General features: G+C 73.8%; 15 protein-coding genes. 8 read left to right on the top strand and 7 right to left on the bottom strand.

What is annotated here, in order from left to right; all coding sequences use genetic code 11:
* Positions 1-7 precede the first annotated feature (7 nt).
* Entirely contained in the window at positions 8-595 is a 588-nt protein-coding gene (locus tag AB0J88_RS31900; protein WP_364348516.1) for a GrpB family protein, read from the top strand.
* Between the two features lie 154 nt (positions 596-749).
* Here the strand turns inward: AB0J88_RS31900 and AB0J88_RS31895 are convergent, their stop codons facing one another.
* Both AB0J88_RS31895 and metF read right to left on the bottom strand, forming a co-directional pair.
* Positions 750-1427 (bottom strand): CDP-alcohol phosphatidyltransferase family protein, encoded by a 678-nt coding sequence (locus AB0J88_RS31895; RefSeq protein WP_364348514.1) that lies wholly within the window; start codon positions 1425-1427, stop codon positions 750-752.
* A 30-nt stretch (positions 1428-1457) separates the two neighbouring features.
* The gene (gene metF, locus AB0J88_RS31890; RefSeq protein WP_364348512.1) at positions 1458-2375 is read right to left on the bottom strand and encodes a methylenetetrahydrofolate reductase [NAD(P)H]; all 918 of its coding nucleotides are present in this window, start codon (positions 2373-2375) and stop codon (positions 1458-1460) included.
* A gap of 239 nt (positions 2376-2614) precedes the next feature.
* Here metF and AB0J88_RS31885 point away from each other — a divergent pair, with 239 nt between their 5' ends.
* From AB0J88_RS31885 to mptB, 3 genes are all read left to right on the top strand, one after another.
* Positions 2615-4000 carry a helix-turn-helix transcriptional regulator gene (locus AB0J88_RS31885; RefSeq protein ID WP_364348510.1) on the top strand — a complete coding sequence of 462 codons (1386 nt, stop codon included), beginning with the start codon at positions 2615-2617 and terminating at the stop codon, positions 3998-4000.
* 233 nt (positions 4001-4233) lie between these two features.
* Complete coding sequence (locus AB0J88_RS31880) at positions 4234-5319, top strand: polyprenyl synthetase family protein (protein ID WP_364349382.1); 1086 nt, start codon at positions 4234-4236, stop codon at positions 5317-5319.
* Between the two features lie 122 nt (positions 5320-5441).
* Complete coding sequence (gene mptB, locus AB0J88_RS31875; RefSeq protein WP_364348507.1) at positions 5442-7298, top strand: polyprenol phosphomannose-dependent alpha 1,6 mannosyltransferase MptB; 1857 nt, start codon at positions 5442-5444, stop codon at positions 7296-7298.
* Here the strand turns inward: mptB and AB0J88_RS31870 are convergent.
* The 3 genes from AB0J88_RS31870 to AB0J88_RS31860 are packed head-to-tail and all read right to left on the bottom strand — an operon-like array spanning position 7235 to position 8256.
* The gene (locus tag AB0J88_RS31870; RefSeq protein WP_364348504.1) at positions 7235-7591 is read right to left on the bottom strand and encodes a lycopene cyclase domain-containing protein; all 357 of its coding nucleotides are present in this window, start codon (positions 7589-7591) and stop codon (positions 7235-7237) included. The genes mptB and AB0J88_RS31870 overlap by 64 nt on opposite strands.
* Complete coding sequence (locus tag AB0J88_RS31865) at positions 7588-7911, bottom strand: lycopene cyclase domain-containing protein (protein ID WP_364348501.1); 324 nt, start codon at positions 7909-7911, stop codon at positions 7588-7590. The genes AB0J88_RS31870 and AB0J88_RS31865 overlap by 4 nt, the downstream gene beginning before the upstream one ends.
* Positions 7912-7914: 3 nt before the next feature.
* Entirely contained in the window at positions 7915-8256 is a 342-nt protein-coding gene (locus AB0J88_RS31860; RefSeq protein ID WP_364348498.1) for an Rv2175c family DNA-binding protein, read from the bottom strand.
* Positions 8257-8348: 92 nt separating this feature from the next.
* Between AB0J88_RS31860 and AB0J88_RS31855 the strand changes: the two genes are divergently transcribed.
* The 3 genes from AB0J88_RS31855 to AB0J88_RS31845 all read left to right on the top strand — a co-directional run bounded on the left by AB0J88_RS31855 (position 8349) and on the right by AB0J88_RS31845 (position 11942).
* On the top strand, positions 8349-9038 hold the full coding sequence (locus AB0J88_RS31855) for a hypothetical protein (protein ID WP_364348495.1): 690 nt from the start codon (positions 8349-8351) through the stop codon (positions 9036-9038).
* Between the two features lie 73 nt (positions 9039-9111).
* Entirely contained in the window at positions 9112-11109 is a 1998-nt protein-coding gene (pknB, locus tag AB0J88_RS31850; protein WP_364348492.1) for a Stk1 family PASTA domain-containing Ser/Thr kinase, read from the top strand.
* Complete coding sequence (locus AB0J88_RS31845) at positions 11109-11942, top strand: deoxyribonuclease IV (RefSeq protein ID WP_364349379.1); 834 nt, start codon at positions 11109-11111, stop codon at positions 11940-11942. The genes pknB and AB0J88_RS31845 overlap by 1 nt, the downstream gene beginning before the upstream one ends.
* 49 nt (positions 11943-11991) lie before the next feature.
* Here the strand turns inward: AB0J88_RS31845 and AB0J88_RS31840 are convergent, their stop codons facing one another.
* Positions 11992-13176 carry an MFS transporter gene (locus AB0J88_RS31840; RefSeq protein ID WP_364348489.1) on the bottom strand — a complete coding sequence of 395 codons (1185 nt, stop codon included), beginning with the start codon at positions 13174-13176 and terminating at the stop codon, positions 11992-11994.
* A 59-nt stretch (positions 13177-13235) separates the two neighbouring features.
* Here AB0J88_RS31840 and AB0J88_RS31835 point away from each other — a divergent pair, with 59 nt between their 5' ends.
* Positions 13236-14210: a helix-turn-helix domain-containing protein gene (locus AB0J88_RS31835; protein WP_364348486.1), complete on the top strand. Its 975-nt coding sequence runs from the start codon at positions 13236-13238 to the stop codon at positions 14208-14210.
* Here the strand turns inward: AB0J88_RS31835 and AB0J88_RS31830 are convergent.
* Entirely contained in the window at positions 14187-15707 is a 1521-nt protein-coding gene (locus AB0J88_RS31830) for a GGDEF domain-containing protein (protein ID WP_364348483.1), read from the bottom strand. The two genes, AB0J88_RS31835 and AB0J88_RS31830, sit on opposite strands and share 24 nt — an antisense overlap.
* Between the last annotated feature and the right edge of the window lie 51 nt (positions 15708-15758).

The following is a 15758-nucleotide window of genomic DNA, read 5'->3' as shown; positions in this document are numbered from 1 at the left end:
TCGCGTGATGCGCCTGCCGCCACTGCCCGCACCGGCACCTCCGGTCACCGAGGAGTGGCTGCGCGCGCGGAACGTGGGCGATCCGCCGCGGCTGACCGAGCCGATCTCCGTCGTGGCGTACGACCCGGAGTGGCCCGCGCTCTATGCCCGCCACGCGGCCCGGATCCGCGCCGCGCTGGGTCCGACGGCGTTGGCGGTGGAGCATGTCGGCTCGACGGCGGTGCCCGGCCTGGCGGCCAAGTTCCGCATCGACGTGGACGTGGTCGTCGCGGACCCGCGACTGGAGGACGCGTACCTGCCGGCCCTCACGGCGGCCGGCTACGTGCTGCGGATCCGCGAGCCGGAGTGGTACGAGCACCGCTGCCTGCACGGCTTCGACCCGCCGTGCAACGTGCACGTCTTCCCGCCGGACTGCGACGAACACCTACGCCACCTGATCCTGCGCGACTGGCTGCGTACCCACCCGGAAGACCGAGCCCGCTACGCGGCGGAGAAACGCCGCATAGCGACGTCCGGCGTGACCTACATGGCCGAGTACGCGAACCAGAAGTCGACCATCATCATCGAGCTTCTCCGCCGCGCGGGCCTAACCTGACGTTCCCCGCCAGCCGCAGCCCTGCGTCGGTCGGTCAATCGGGTGCGTGGCGCGGACGTGGCAGCGACGCGGAGCGAGCGGTCTCTGGCGGGAGCGACGGTCGTGCCGCCGGCGGACCCGAGTCCATCTTGGATCTGATTGCGCTCTTCGGGTGTCAGCGCAGGAGGCGGCGGACCGCTCGCAGGAGTTGGGCCAGACCGAAGGTCGCCAGGAGGATCCAGATCGCCAGGAAGACGGTCAGGGTGCCCGGGGTCAGGTCTCGGTCGAGACCGCCCGCGGCGGCTGCGACCAGGAAGGCGACCGCGGTGACGCTGACGCGGCTCGGGCGTTCGCCGACCGTGACCGTGCCGATCTCGGTCATGCCGGCCGCCGTGGCGCGCGCCCGAATGTATTCGTGCAGCCAGGAGAGCGCGCCGGCCGTGAAGACGACGGGTGCGGGGGCACCGGCTACCCAGAAGGCGGTCAGCCAGCAGATCTCGCCCAGGCGGTCGGCCACCGAGTCGTAGACGTAGCCCAGGCGGGTCGTGCGGTCGGTGGCCACCGCGACCGCTCCGTCGACGCTGTCGGCGACGGCTGCCAGCAGGACCAGGATCGCCGCTGTGAACAGGCCCTCGGGGGCTCTGGTCGCGGCGATCGGGGTGGCCGCGCAGAGGCCCAGGCCGACCGCCGTGACCGCCGTCGGGGAGATCCGTAGTCGGCCGAGGCGGGAACCTATCTCGTAGGAGAGACGGATCCAGCCTCGGACGACCGCGCCCGCCTGTCTCGGGTCGAAGCCGCCGTGCAGTGCCGCCCATCGGGACGCGTAGTCATGCCAACCCAGCCGTGTGCCCACGTCAGCTCAACCGTCCATCGGCGGTCGAGGTCACACGCCGGCGTTGACCCGTAGGTGCTGCCATACCTCGCGGGTCGCCGTAGACCGGTTGAGGGTGATGAAGTGGATGCCCGGCACGCCCTCGTCGAGCAGTCGGGCGCACATCTCGCTGGCCTGCTCGATGCCGAGCTTGCGCACCGCGTCGGGATCGTCGGCGACCCGGGCGAACTGCTCGGCCAGCGCCGGCGGGAACGGCGCACCGGACAGCTGCTCGGAGCGGGCGATCGTGCTCATCCGGGTCACCGGCATGACGCCGGGCAGGATCGGGGTGTCGCAGCCGGCGGCCGCCACGCGGTCGCGGAGGCGTAGGTAGTCGTCGCCGTCGAAGAACATCTGGGTGATGGCGAAGTCGGCGCCGGCGCGGCACTTGCGGATGAAGTGGTCGGTGTCGCTGGCGATGTCGGCCGAACGCGGGTGCTTGTAAGGGAAGGCCGCGACACCCACGCAGAAGTCACCGGACTCGCGGATGACCCTCACCAGGTCTTCGGCGTAGTCGACGCCCTCCGGGTGGCGCACCCACTCGCCGTTGGGGTTGCCGGGCGGATCGCCGCGCACGGCGAGGATGTTGCGGATGCCGGCCTCGGCTAGCCGGCCGATCACGTTGCGTAGCTCGGCGACCGAGTGGTTGACCGCGGTCAGGTGGGCCATCGGCAGCAGCGTGGTCTCGGTCGCGACCCGCTCCGTGACCGACACGGTGGTGTCACGGGTGGTGCCGCCCGCGCCGTAGGTGATCGAGACGAAGGACGGGTGTAGCGGCTCGAGCTCACGGATCGCCCGCCACAGCTGCACCTCGCCCTCGGGTGTTTTGGGCGGGAAGAACTCGAACGAGAAGGTCGGGCCTGCCTCGCGGATCAGGTCACCGATCGATGGTTGCGATCCCGGAAGGATCGAGGGAAGTCCGAGCGCCACGGGTCGAGCGTACCGGCTGGGCGGTGTGGCGGGTCGCCGCACCGGGCGCCTGTGGATAACGCGCGTCGGCGCTGGTGACGGCACTGCCGGCGGGATGGGGACGGGAAAACGTCGCACCCGAGGGGTACATATGTTCTACGCGCCGCGGGTCGTCCCTACGGTCCATTGGTCGGCGCGTGGGGTGCCGTTCGCGGCATCTCGGGGCCACAGGCGTGCACCGCTTGCTTCGGGGAGGGTCCATGATGTCCGCATCGCCACCGCACCCGTTCGACGCGGCCGATCCGCGTCCGCCGTTCGGTCCCTACCTGGCTCAGCTGCGGTTGCGCCGGGGCTGGAGCCAGCTCCGGCTGGCCGAGCAGCTCTGCGCCGCCTCCGGCAGCCCGACCGTGACCCGGCACGAGGTCAGCCGCTGGGAACGCGAGGATCGGCTGCCGGCCGACTTCTGGCTCGGTTGGCTCGCCGCCGTGCTCGACACGCCGGTCGACGGCCTGGCGGCCGCGGCGGAGCGCAGCCGGCTACGCCACCGCCTGGTCGCACCCGGGCGCGCCGGCCCCGAGCCGCCGGAGACCCGCGACCGGCTGGGTCTCGACCTGCTCGGGCTCGCGCACACGTGGCTGGCCGGCGACCCGCCGCCGATGATCGGTCCGCCGCGGTCCGCTCCCCCGACCGCCGCGTGGGGCGAGCCGCCGACCGTCACCGAGGTGACCGCCCGACTGGTCGCGGCGCGTCGGCTCGACGACGTGCTCGGCGGCGCCGACCTGGCCGCCGCGGTGCACCGGCTCGCGGCCGCCACCGCCCGGGCCACGACGCCGCCGGTCGGTGCGACCCTCACCCGCCGGGCGGCGCGGCTGCGAGCCGAGGTCGCGCAGCTCCGGGGCTGGACGCTGGCAGACTCGGGCGATCCGGTGGGCGCGCTGTCCGCCTATCGGGCGGCGCTGGGCGCCGCGGCGGCCGCCGGCGATCGGCCGCTCGCCGGCCACGTGCTCGGCTCGGCCAGCCATCTGTTGGCCGGTTCCGGCGACCCGGCGCCGGCGTTGCTGTTGGCGCGCACCGCCTACGCCGGGTCGCGGCGGGCGCTGTCGGCATCGGGGCGGGCGCTGCTCCTGCACCGCATCGCGTTCGCGGCGGCGGCGGCCGGGTTGCGCGGTGCCGCCGAGGCCGCGCTGGCCGCGGCACAACGGGCCACCGAGCGGCGGGCGGCGGAGCACGACCCACCCTGGCTCTACTGGCTCGACGAGGGCGAGCTCGACGCGCTGGCCGGTCGGTGCCTGGTCGCGCTCGGGCGGCCCGTCCGCGCGCTCCCGCTGCTGTCGAGGGCCGTGGCGCGCTCCGGTCAGCCGCGCACCGCCGCGCTCGACAAGGCCTGGCTGGCCCGGGCGCGGCTCGACGCGGGTGAGGCCGAGGGCGCGTTGCTGATGGCCGGTGCGGCGGTGCTCGACACGATCCGCTCGGGTTCGACGCGGGCGCTCGACCTGCTCACGGCTTTCGGCGATCGGATCGCTCCGCATGCCCGGCTGCCCGCCGCGCGTGACTACGCCGACCTGATGGTGGCGGCGCGGCCCTACCTGCCACGGCCGCTGCGCGACGATCCGGTCGGTGCTCCTCGGGTGGCCGGCGATGACTAGCGCGTCCCGCTGTCCGGCCGTGGCGCTGGGTGACCTCGGAGCCGGTCCGGCGCGGCGCCGGGCTCGGCCGGGCGCCGGGTGGGCTCGCGGTCCCCCGACCAGCCACGACGGTGATCCACTGATGGCCGAAGGCCAGTCCGGTTGTCGTTCAGGCAGATTGACCCTAGCGTCGTGGCGTGACCGAGCCGACAAGCCCATCCGACGCCGCCGGCGCGGTTCCCGCCGATCCAGGCTTGCCGACTGCCGCCCCGAGCCTTCCCGCGACCGACCGCGTCGGCCTGCGGCAGCGGGTCGACAAGTCGTTGGCCTGGTTCCTGGCCGACCGGCGGGCCTGGATGGCCGAGGTCGACAGCGCGTTGGCGCCCGTCGCCGACGCGATCGAGGGGTTCGTGCTGCGCGGGGGCAAGCGGCTGCGGCCGGCATTCGGCTACTGGGGGTTCCGCGGTGCCGGCGGCAACGACTCCGACCAGGTCGTCACGGCCCTGGCGGCGCTGGAGCTGGTCCAGGCCAGCGCGTTGATCCACGACGACCTGATCGACCGCTCCGACACGCGCCGTGGCGAGCCGGCCGTGCACCGCCGCTTCGCGTCCCGGCATCGGGCGCAGGGCTGGACCGGCGACGCCGACGGCTTCGGCGACTCCGCCGCCGTGCTGCTCGGCGACCTCTGCCTGGTGTGGTCCGACGAGCTGCTGCACGCGGGCGGCCTCGACCCGGCGGCGCTGTCCCGCGCCCGTCCGGTCTTCGACGAGATGCGCACGGAGGTGACGATCGGCCAGTACCTGGACGTCCTGACGCAGGCGACCGGCGACACGTCCGTCGAGCGCGCCGGCAAGGTCGCGCGGCTGAAGTCGGCGAAGTACACGGTCGAGCGTCCACTGCTGCTCGGCGCGGCGCTGGCCGCGGCGCCCGAAGAGGTCGCGGCGGCCTACTCGAGCTACGGGCTGCCGCTCGGCGAGGCCTTCCAGCTTCGCGACGACCTCCTGGGCGTGTTCGGCGACCCGGCCCAGACCGGCAAACCCGCCGGCGACGACCTCCGCGAGGGCAAGCGCACCTTCCTGGTGGCGGCCACCCTCGAGACGGCCGACGAGGCGGGCCGAAGCGACCTGCGTCGCCTGCTCGGCTCCCCGGACCTCGACGCTGACGGCATCGCCCACCTCCGCGAGGTGATCGTGACCAGCGGCGCCGCCGAGCGGACCGAGCAGCGGATCAGCGCGCTGCTCGAAGCCGCCCTCACGGCGATCGAGTCGGCCCCGATCGAGGTTGAGGCGAAGGCGGCCTTGATCGACCTCGCCCACGCCGCCACCACCCGCACCGACTGACCCACAGGCCACGCCGCCGACCCACGACGCCGAGTCATGGACGAGGCGTTCGAGGGTCCGCGCTCGCGTCCGGGGAGGCCAGCGCCGTTGCGGTCGCGGACCGGCGTGGGATCATCGATGGCGTGCGTGGCCTGGACAGCCCGTGGGGTCTGCGCGTCACCGGGCTTGTCGGGGTCGCCGTTGTCGCCGCCGGGGCATACGGAGCGGGGGCATTGCCGGGGCGGGACCCCGGTCTGGGCCTGCGCGGTCCTGGCACGCCCGGAGCCGGGTTCTGGTGGGGGCTCGCCGCCTGGGTGGTCGGGCTGGCGATCCTGTCCGGCGCCTGGTGGCGGCTCGGCTCGCGGCTCGACGGTGTCAGCAGCCGCTGGGTGGTCACCACGGGGGCGCTCTGGGCGCTGCCGTTGCTGCTCGCGCCGCCGCTGGCGAGCCGGGACGTCTACTCGTACGCCTGCCAGGGCGAGATCTGGCGATCCGGGCTGGACCCGTACTCGGTCGGTGCGGCCGACGGCGGATGCCTCTGGTCCGGCGCGGTGCCGGACCTTTGGCAGCACACGCCGGCACCGTACGGACCGGTCGGCATCGCCCTGTCCGGCGCGGCCGCTGCCGTAGCCCGTGCCGTGGGGGGATCGGGCGACCACCAACTGCTCGTGGCGGTCGCTCTGCTCCGGGTTGTCGCGCTGGTCGGTGGTGTGTTGATCGCCGTGTACGCGGGCCGGCTCGCCAACGCCGTCGGCGTCCCGCCGGCATCCGCACGTTGGCTGGGGCTGCTGTCTCCGCTCGTGGCGGTCCATCTCGTCTCCGGCGCGCACAACGACGCCCTCATGGCCGGCCTGATCGTCGCTGCGCTGGCGGTTGCCGTGCCGGCGGTCGCGTCCAGACGGCGGGGCGACGTGGTCCTCGCCACGTCCGCCCGCGGCGCGAACGACGCCGGCACCGGAACGGCCGTCACCTGGTCAAACGCTTCTGTTCCGGAAATTGGGGAGCACTCCCCGCAGGCATCCGCGTCGCGGCAGGGCGCTGCCACGGCTGCGATCCGAACCGGGTTCGCACCGGAAGCCGAGACCGGCATCCCGGCCGAGGCCGCGACCGGAGGAAAGACGGCCGCGATCCCGGACAGTCGGCGTGTGTCGTGGGGATCGGCCGTGGGGGCCGGTGCGTTCCTCGGGCTCGCGGTCGGCGTCAAGGTCACCGCGATCCTCGCCCTTCCCTTCGTCATCCTGCTCGTCGCCGGCTGGCGACTGCGCCAGGGCAAACCCGCGTGGGCCACCATCGCCCTGGCGGGCCTCACCGTGACCGGAACCGGAGCGCTGGTGTTCGCCGCCGCGAGTGCGGCCGCCGGGCTCGATCTCGGCTGGGTCGGCGCGCTGTCCGACACCGGCAGCCTTGTGCAGTGGACCTCGTTGCCCACGGGCATCGGCATGGCGGCCGGCTACGTGTTTCGCGCGGCCGGCTACCCGGGCGCCGTCGACACGGCCATCGCCGTCGCGCGCGCCTGCGGCGTCGTCGCGCTCGCCGTCATCGGCCTCGCCCTCTGCTGGCGCGCGCTCCGCGCCACGCTGGCACTTCGCCCGACCACGACACCCGCGCCTCCAGGCGGCGCCAACACAGAGTCCGCCGCGGACTCCCCGCCCGCCCAACCAGACACCGCCGACACCGAGCGCCGCCGTGAGGTCGTTGCCGCCTGCGGATGGGCCTTGGCCGCCGCCGCCCTGTTGCTGCCGGTGTTCTACCCCTGGTACGCGCTGGTCCCGCTGACCGTCCTCGCCTGCGCCACCCCACCAGGCAAAACCCGAACAGCCCTAGCGACAGCAGCCATCGCGGTCACCGCGTTAACTCTCCCCAACGGCCTAGGACTGCCGGTCCTGACCAAACTCCCAGGAGCAATCCTCGACGTCGCGATCGTCGCCGCCCTGGTCTACCGCTTCCGCAGCCACCGCAACAACCAGGACGTCCCGCTGCCCGCCGACGGCGTCCGCTGAACACCCTGGCGCCCCCACCACACCCACAGCGACAACGTCGACAACACCAACGCGAAGCCGAAGACCAGATCCTCGACGGGCGCGTACACGAGGCGCACCCCCACGATCGCCGACGGGTCGTAGCGGACGATGTCGCGACCCGTCAGCACCCCGTTCGACAGGAGCTGGAAGAACACGATGATCGGGTACGTGGCCCAGAACACCCGCCGGCGGACCAGGCGCGTTCGCAGCACCGCCAGGTCCAGGACCAGTGCGCACAGTGCCCCCAGCAGCGCCGCCGTCGTGTAGGTCATTCGTCACCCGCCGGCAGCCGGAGGACGGCCCGGACGGCCTCGAAGCCCAGGATCGCGCACAGGGGCACGACCAGGAAGAAGAGCAGCTCGTCCAGCGGCAGCCCGCCGGGCAGCAGGACGCCGGTCGTCTGGCGCGGGTCGAACGACCAGTGGCCGGCGGCGATCGCCGCTATGTCCCAGGCCGCGAACACCGCCATCACCGGCACCAGGGTCAACAGCAGGCGGCGCCAGCGGCGCAGGACGTTGACCCGCAGGGCCGGCTCCAGCCACAGTGCACCGGCCAGGCAGCCCACCAGGACCGCCAGGTAGACGAAGCGCAACTTCTAGAAGCCCAATGCCTGGGCTCGGCGCTTCACCTCGGTCGCCTTGTCACCGCCAAGGGCGGCCGCCGGATAGCCCGGCAGCGTCTCGTCGGGCGCGTAGAGCCACCGTAGGCACTCTTCGTCGTTGTACCCAGCGTCGTGCAGCAACGTGATGACGCCTGGCAGGTGCTTGAGCACGGTGCGGTTGGCCACCAGCTCGGCCGGCACCCGCAGGACGCCGTCGCGCCGGACCGCGAGCAGCGAGCCGTCGCGGACCATCTGGTGCACCTTGCTGATCGACACGTCGAGGCGCTCCGCCACGTCGGGCAAGGGCAGCCACTGAGCGGGAACGGTTTCGGTCACCCGCTCACATTGCCACGTCCACGTGGCGTGACACCACCGAACCACCCGGTACGGGTATCCCGTGCCGGCCGATCATCTCGGAGGGAACTCCCGTGACGACCTGGCGGGGCGTGCGCAAGGAGCTCGAGGGCGCGTGGCGGTCGATCCAGTACGACGTGGCCAGGGCACGGTCGCGCCGCAAGGACGGCGAGGAGACCACGGAGCTGATCTTCCCCGAGCATGCCCGCCCACCCCGGCGACTGCGGGCCACCGGCGGCTTCGTCCTGGTCAGCCTGGTCGGCGCGGTCGGCACGTACTTCGCCGTCGTCAACGGCCTCGGCACCCTGCTGGAGACCGGACCCACCGCCGAGGGCGAAAGACCCGCGTCCGTCGTGGCCGGCGCCGACGGCACCGGACAACGCCCGCCCGCCGCGCAGGCCCGCCCGGACCAGACCGTCCGGATCGCCCGCCAGGGTGGCCCGCTCACCGTCGCCGGCCGCCAGGCCTCGGCCGGTGGCGCTGGTTCATGGGATACGCACGACGGTGTCCCGGGCGGCGGCGGACCCGCCAAGAAGCCGGGGCTGCCGCGGGGCGGCCCACTGCCCGAGGACTCCGACGACGCCCCGCCACAGGTCGACCCGCCGGACCCGACACCGTCGCCGACCGCGACGCCGGACCCGACCGTCAGCCCGGACGTGACGCCCAGCCCGTCACCGAGCGCCGGCGACCCCAGCGACGAACCCACCGACGAGGGTCGGAAACGTCACCGGCACCACCGCCATGACCAGGACGAAAACCCCTGAATGCGGGGTTACCGGTGACTTTGCCGGCACGGCTGTGTCGCGCGGCCGGGACGGGCACATAGACTCCCTGCCGATGGACATCCAGGTCGCTGACTCGCTCTTGGGCACACTGGTCGACGGGCGTTACCGCATCCGTGGGCGGGTGGCCCGTGGGGGCATGGCGACCGTCTACACCGCGACCGACGAGCGCCTCGAGCGCACGGTCGCCCTGAAGATCATTCATCCGGCGCAGGCGCGCGATCCCGAGTTCCTCGAACGGTTCACCGACGAGGCCAAGACGATCGCCCGGCTCACCCACCCGAACGTGGTCGCGGTCTACGACCAGGGTCGCCACGCCGGGCTTCCCTACCTGGTCATGGAGTACGTGCGCGGCCACACCCTGCGTGAGGTGCTGGCCCAGCGGCGGCGCCTCAACCCGGGTGAGGCGCTGGCGATCCTCGAGCAGATGCTCGCCGCGATCTCCGCCGCCCACCGCGCCGGCCTCGTGCACCGTGACGTGAAGCCGGAGAACGTGCTCGTCGCCGAGGCACCCAGCGGCGGGCCGGGGAACCTGATCGACAGCGTGGTCAAGGTGGCCGACTTCGGCCTGGCCCGTGCCGTCGAGGCCAGCGCCACCGACGGCGACGGCGGCCAGCTGATGGCCACCGTGGCCTACGTCGCCCCCGAGCTCGTCACCGACGGCCGCGCCGACCCGCGCAGCGACGTCTACTCCGCCGGCATCGTGCTGTTCGAGATGCTGACCGGCCGGGTCCCCTACGACGGCGCCCAGCCGGTCGAGGTCGCCTGGCAGCACGTCGACCGCGACGTCCCGGCGCCCTCGACGCTGGTGCCCGGCATCCCGCCCGTCGTCGACGAGCTGGTCGCCCGGGCCACCCGGCGGGACGCGCAGGCCCGGCCGACCGACGCCGGCGCGTTCCTCTCCGAGGTGCAGACCGCCCGCGACGACTTCGGCACGGCCAACGCCAACACCTCCGTGCTGCCGCAGGTCTCCGCGCGTACCGTGACGATCCCCCGGGTCACCGCGACCACCGCGGAGCCCGCGCGGCCGTCCTGGGCGCGCCTGCCCGGCCAGGCCGAGCCGCCGCCACCGCCCACCGGTCGGCGGCGGGCGCCCGAGCCCGCCTACGACGACTACGACGACGACAGCGGCCCGGGCCTCAAAACCAAGCTCGGCGAGCGCTACCGCATGGTCATGGCGAACCCGCGCGGCCGGATGGCGGTGGCCGCCTCGATCGTGCTGGTCGGTCTGATCTTCGCGATCAGCGGCTGGTGGTGGGGCATGGGCCGCTACACGGTCGCGCCGCAGCTCGCCTCGATGACCAAGGCGGAGGCCGAGCAGCAGGCCACCCGGGGCGGCTTCACGATCGCCTACGGCGAGCCCCAGTTCGACGAGAAGGTCGAGAAGGACGTCGTCCTCAGCCAGCAGCCCGCGGCGGCCGGCCGGATCCTCAAGGGCGGCACGATCACGCTGGTCCTCTCGCTGGGCGCCGAGCGCTACACCGTCCCGGACGTGGAAGGCATGACGCTCCAGCTGGCCACCTCCGAGCTCGAGGAGCGCAAGCTCCAGATCGTCAAGGGACCCGACCGCTACGACGACAACCTGCCCAAGGGCACCGTCGTCGCGACCGACCCGCCGGTCGACACCGAGACCAAGCCCGGCGACAAGGTCACGGTGTTCGTCAGCAAGGGCAAGGCGCCGCTGTCGGTGCCGCGCGTGGTGGGCAAGAACGTCAACGACGCCCGCAACGAGCTCATCGCGCTCGGCCTGGAGCCGCTGATCTCGTACAAGAAGTCCGACCAGCCCCGCGACACCGTCACGAAGCAGACGCCGAGCGACGGCGCCGGGGTCGAGCCGGGCGCGAAGATCGAGCTGGAGGTCAGCGAGGGGCCGCCGCAGGTGCTCGTGCCCCGGCTGATCGGCCTGCCCTGCCAGCAGGCGGTGCAGCAGCTGCAAGGGATGGGCCTGACCCCCAACCCGCAGCTCAACCCCAACGGCACGGTGTTCGCGCAGCAGCCCAACGAGAACACGCCGGTCGAGCCGCAGAGCCAGGTCGTACTCTTTTGTCAGTGATCGGCTCCCACACACCGACGGGCGGGGGCATCGCGAAGACCGCGCTGCCCTACCTCGACGCGGCCGGCTCGCGGGCCGCGCAGGTCTACGTGTCCAACTCGCGCGGCTGGGCGCTGCCGCCCGGCAACCCCGAGCAGGACGCGCTGTTCCGAGCCGGCTGTGCGGACCGCGGCGTGCCGGTCTACGTGCACGCGTCGCTGCTGGTCAACCTCGGCTCGCCGACGCCGGAGACGGTCGAGCGGTCCACCGCGACGCTGGCCCACGCGCTGGCCCGGGGCACGGCGATCGGCGCGAACGCGGTGGTCTTCCACGCCGGCAGCTCGGTCGACCCGGCCCACTACGACGCCGCGCTCAAGCAGGTCCGCGAGGCCCTGCTGCCGTTGCTCGACCAGGACGGGCCCCTGCTGCTGGTCGAGCCGAGCGCCGGCGGCGGCCGGTCGTTGGCGTCGCGGGTCGAGCATCTCGCGGAGTACTTCGACGCCGTCGACCACCACCCCCGGCTCGGGGTGTGCTTCGACACCTGCCACGCCTGGGCCGCGGGTCACGACCTGGCCAAGCCCGGCGGCATGACGGAGACGCTGGACCTGCTGACCGCGACCGTCGGAGCGGGCCGGCTCAAGCTGGTGCACGCCAACGACTCGAAGGACACCTGCGGCTCGCTGCGGGACCGGCACGAGACGATCGGCCAGGGCACGATCGGCACGGCGGCCTTCGCCGAGCTGCTCCGGCATCCGTCGACCGCCGGCCTCCCGGTCATCGTCGAGACCCCGTCCGGCAAGGCCCACGAGGGCCACGCCGCGGACATCGCCACCCTGCGCGGCCTGATGCCGTAATCGCCGGGCGGCGAACGACGCCTGCTCAGGCCGGGCCGCGCTACGAGGCTCACGCCGCGGCCAACGTGCGGACCGCCCGCACACCGAGCGGCGCCAGCGCCGCCGCCGCGAACACCACGCCGCAGACCAACGCCACCCGGGCGCCGCCCCAGAGAGCCGCGGCCGGGCCGACCAGGAGCTGACCGGCCGGGATCGCCGCGAACGACAGCAGGTCGTCGATCGACGAGACGCGCCCGAGCTGGGCCGACGGCACATGCTGCTGCACCGCGCTCTCCCACGTGATTCCTGACGCCGCGAAGCCGACCCCGCCGAGGAACGCACAGGCGGCCAGCCCGACCGGGTGCAGGCCGAGACCCAGCGCGATCAGCGAGCAGGCGCCGAGCGCACCAGCCAGCCGGCCGAAGCGCAGCGGACGACGCGGCGCCAGCTTGTACATCACGACGCTCATCACCAGCAGGCCGACCGCGCGGACGCTGAGCACCACGCCCCAGGCGGCCTCGCCGGAACGTTGCTGGGTCAGCGCCGGCCCGAGGATCTGCCAGGGTCCCACGTTCACCAGATTGATCACCGCGTACGCGAGCGCCACCGGCCAGACCCACGGGATCGCGGCGAAGGCCCGCCAGCCGTCCCGGATGTCGTGGAGCAGTCCGGCCCGCGCCGCCGTGGCCGGGGCGACCCGGGGCAACCGGGCCAGGAACGCGGCCGCCGCGACGAAGCTGACCGCGTCGACCGCGATGGCCCAGCCGCCGCCGGCCGCGACGACCACCAGGCCGGCAACCGTGGGACCGACGATCAGCACCGCGCTGCGGGTCGCCGACAGCAGCGAGTTGGCCCGCTGGAGCTGGTCGGGGCCGACGAGCTCCGGCACGATGCCGCGCAGCGCGGGTGAGGTGAACGCCTCCCACGCTCCGGCCAGCAGCGCCAGTCCGGCCACCAGCCAGAGCCGGTAGGAGCCGGTGATCAGCACCAGCGCGATCGCGCCCTGGGTCAGGCCGGCGCCCAGGTTGGCCGCGACCAGCACCGCGCGGCGCGGCAGCCGGTCGGCGACCACGCCACCGACCAGCAGCAGGGTCAGGTGTGGCACCAGCTGGCACGCCAGCACGATGCCCAGGTGGCCCGGCCGGCCGCTGGCGTCGAGCACGGCGAAGGCGAGGGCGACCGGGGTCATCGCGCCGCCGGCGAGCGACACGAGGCGGCCGAGGAAGAAGGCGCGGAACGGCGGGGTGAACAGCACCCGGGGAGCATTCCGGCCGCACTCGCCCGGCCGCTAACCTTGCGGCGAAAGGCGTAACCATGACCCTCCTGAGACTCTCCCCCACCGCGCTGGCCCGCTGCCGCTTCGCGCTGTCCCCGCTCGCCGAGACGCTGGGCTCGCTGATCGCGCTGCACCGGCCGGCGCCGGAGCCGTGGCTCGCCCATTGGCACACCGTGAACCGGCCCCGCTTCCAGGCCTGGCTGGCCGCCGACCCGTTCGCGGCCGGGCTGCTCGCGCTGGTCTCGGCCACCAAGTGGCTGCCGGACATGGTCGCCGTCCCGCCCACCGGCGGCACCGGGACACGCCTCCGAGACGAGCTCCGCGACGTCGCCGCGTTCACCGACGAGGAGATCCGCGCGACCGTCGCGACGTCCGTCGCCGCGAGCTGGGAACCGCAGGACACCGGCTGGCTCACCGGAGCGGACCTCGGGCGCAGGACGGCCGCCGTGCTGGCCGAGGGCTGGCGGCGGCACGTCGCGCCGGACTGGCCGCGCCGCCGCGCGCTGCTCGAGCGCGACATCATGCACCGCGCCGGCCTGCTCGCCGCGTACGGCTGGAAAGAAGCGGTCCGGAACATGACCCGGCACTCCGTCTGGGTAGGAGACGACGCGATCCGGTTCAGCGAGCAGGACTACCCCGACCGCTGGATCACCGACGAGGGGCTCGTGTTCGTGCCGAAGACGGCCGGCGTCGGCTCGTGGACCTGCGAGCGCCCGCCGCTCTACGCGCTGGTCTACCCGGCACGCGGCCCGGCGGCCGAGGTGACCGGCCCGGCCGGCGACCCGCTGACGACCCTATTGGGGCCGGGCCGCGCCCGGGTGCTCCGCGAGCTGCGCCGGGAGGCCACCAGCACGCAGCTCGCGTACACGTTGGACGTCTCGTTGGGCACGGTGAGCACGCACCTGGCCGTGCTCCGCGACGCGGGCGTGGTGGCCGGCGCCCGGGTCGGCCGAGCGGTCGTCTACCGGCTCACCGAGCGCGGCACGGACCTACTGGCGACCCTGGACGCCTAAGCCCGGCCGGTACGCCGCCACCCGGTCCTTGCCGGCCGCCTTGGCCGCGTACAGGGCGAGGTCAGCCTCGCGCAGCAGGTCACCGGGCGAACGCGCGGCCAGCGCCCCGGCCGTCACGCCGACACTGGCGCTGACCCGCAGCTCGCCGTCGGCCGACGGGTACGGCACCCGCAGCCGGGCGCAGATCGCCACGCCGAACGCCAGCGCGGCCGGCTCGTCGACGTCAGCCAGCAGCGCGGCGAACTCGTCGCCGCCGAGCCGGACCAGGGTGGAGCCCGGTGGGGCCAGCGCGGTCAGCCGGCGGCCGACGCCGACCAGCACCTCGTCGCCGGTCGGGTGGCCCAGCGAGTCGTTGATCTCCTTGAAGCCGTCCAGGTCGACGAGCAGCAGCGCGTGCGGCCGATCGGGCGGGAGACCGGTGAGCTGTTCGGTGAGCACGGACCGGTTGGCCAGCCCGGTGAGCGGGTCGTGCGCGGCCCGGTAGGCGAGCTCCGTCTGGAGCCCCTGCAGCTCACCGACGGCCACGCCGAGTTCCTCGGCCCGCCGGTCGGCGACCCGCGCGAGCAGCGACAGCCGCCACAGGAGCAGCAGCGCGATCAGCGCGGCGGCCAGCACCGGCGGCCCGAAGTCCTCCGGGGACCCGGGGTCGAACTGGCCGAAGGCGACGGCGAGCAGCCAGGCCAGCGGGCCGAGCAGGGTCAGCACGACGAACAGCGCGGCCCGCCCGCGGCTGAGCCGGGCGGCCGGAACGCCCTCGCCACGCCGCTCGGGGACCGTGGCGGTCGAGGGATGCAGCAGGGCCGTGGCGATCAGGACGGCGAACAGGACGGCGAAGGCCCCGCCACCGAAGAGCCGGCCGTCGACGGCGTAGCCGGCCTGGCGCGCCACCAGCCCCAGCGCGCCGGCCAGGGCCAGGACGACCCCGATCGCCACGAGCCTGACCGCGGGAGCACGGGGTCGCACGACGAACAGCAGCCGGACCAGGGTGCCGAGGGCGACCGAGATCCCCACGGGACGCAGCCCGGACACCACCAGCCGGGCGCCGGTCGGGACGATCTGGCCGTGCAGCAGAAACAGCCACAGCAGCACGAACACCCCGAGGGTGACCACCGAGGCGTCGAGACTGTCGGTCAGATCGGCCGCGGCGCCCGTCCCACCCAGCAGGACGAGCCCGACCGCGAGCGCAGGGTAGAGCACCAGGGCACGGATGTCCCCGCCCGCCAGGCCGCCGCCGCGACCACTGACCATCACCGGGCCGGTGACCGTCGCGTAGAGCCGCGAGAACACCACCGATCCCGACGCCACCGTCAGCGAGGCCCAGGCCGCGACGCGGGGCGGTCGGCGGACGACCAGGGCCACTCCGGCCACCAGGAAGGAGGCCGCCGCGGCCGCCGCGCTCAGCACGGGGGCAGCCCCGGCCAGCGTCGCGAGCACCAGAGCGCCCGCCACCGCCAGAAAGGCCCAGGCGGACCACCGCCACAGGCCGGTGTTGGCCATGCCAACCCCCGCTGAGCTGAGTCGTCAACTTCTCAGCAAAGCACGCGAACC

Source organism: Asanoa sp. NPDC049475, assembly GCF_040676915.1.
GTDB lineage: Bacteria > Actinomycetota > Actinomycetes > Mycobacteriales > Micromonosporaceae > Asanoa.
This window is presented reverse-complemented; position numbering and strand designations above follow the sequence as displayed.

Coding starts and splice junctions, on each gene's coding strand:
- AB0J88_RS31885 (WP_364348510.1), top strand. CDS start 2,615: ATGATGTCCGCATCGCCACCGCACCCGTTCGACGCGGCCGATCCGCGT.
- pknB (WP_364348492.1), top strand. CDS start 9,112: ATGGACATCCAGGTCGCTGACTCGCTCTTGGGCACACTGGTCGACGGG.
- AB0J88_RS31835 (WP_364348486.1), top strand. CDS start 13,236: ATGACCCTCCTGAGACTCTCCCCCACCGCGCTGGCCCGCTGCCGCTTC.
- AB0J88_RS31870 (WP_364348504.1), bottom strand. CDS start 7,591: ATGACCTACACGACGGCGGCGCTGCTGGGGGCACTGTGCGCACTGGTC.
- AB0J88_RS31900 (WP_364348516.1), top strand. CDS start 8: ATGCGCCTGCCGCCACTGCCCGCACCGGCACCTCCGGTCACCGAGGAG.
- AB0J88_RS31830 (WP_364348483.1), bottom strand. CDS start 15,707: ATGGCCAACACCGGCCTGTGGCGGTGGTCCGCCTGGGCCTTTCTGGCG.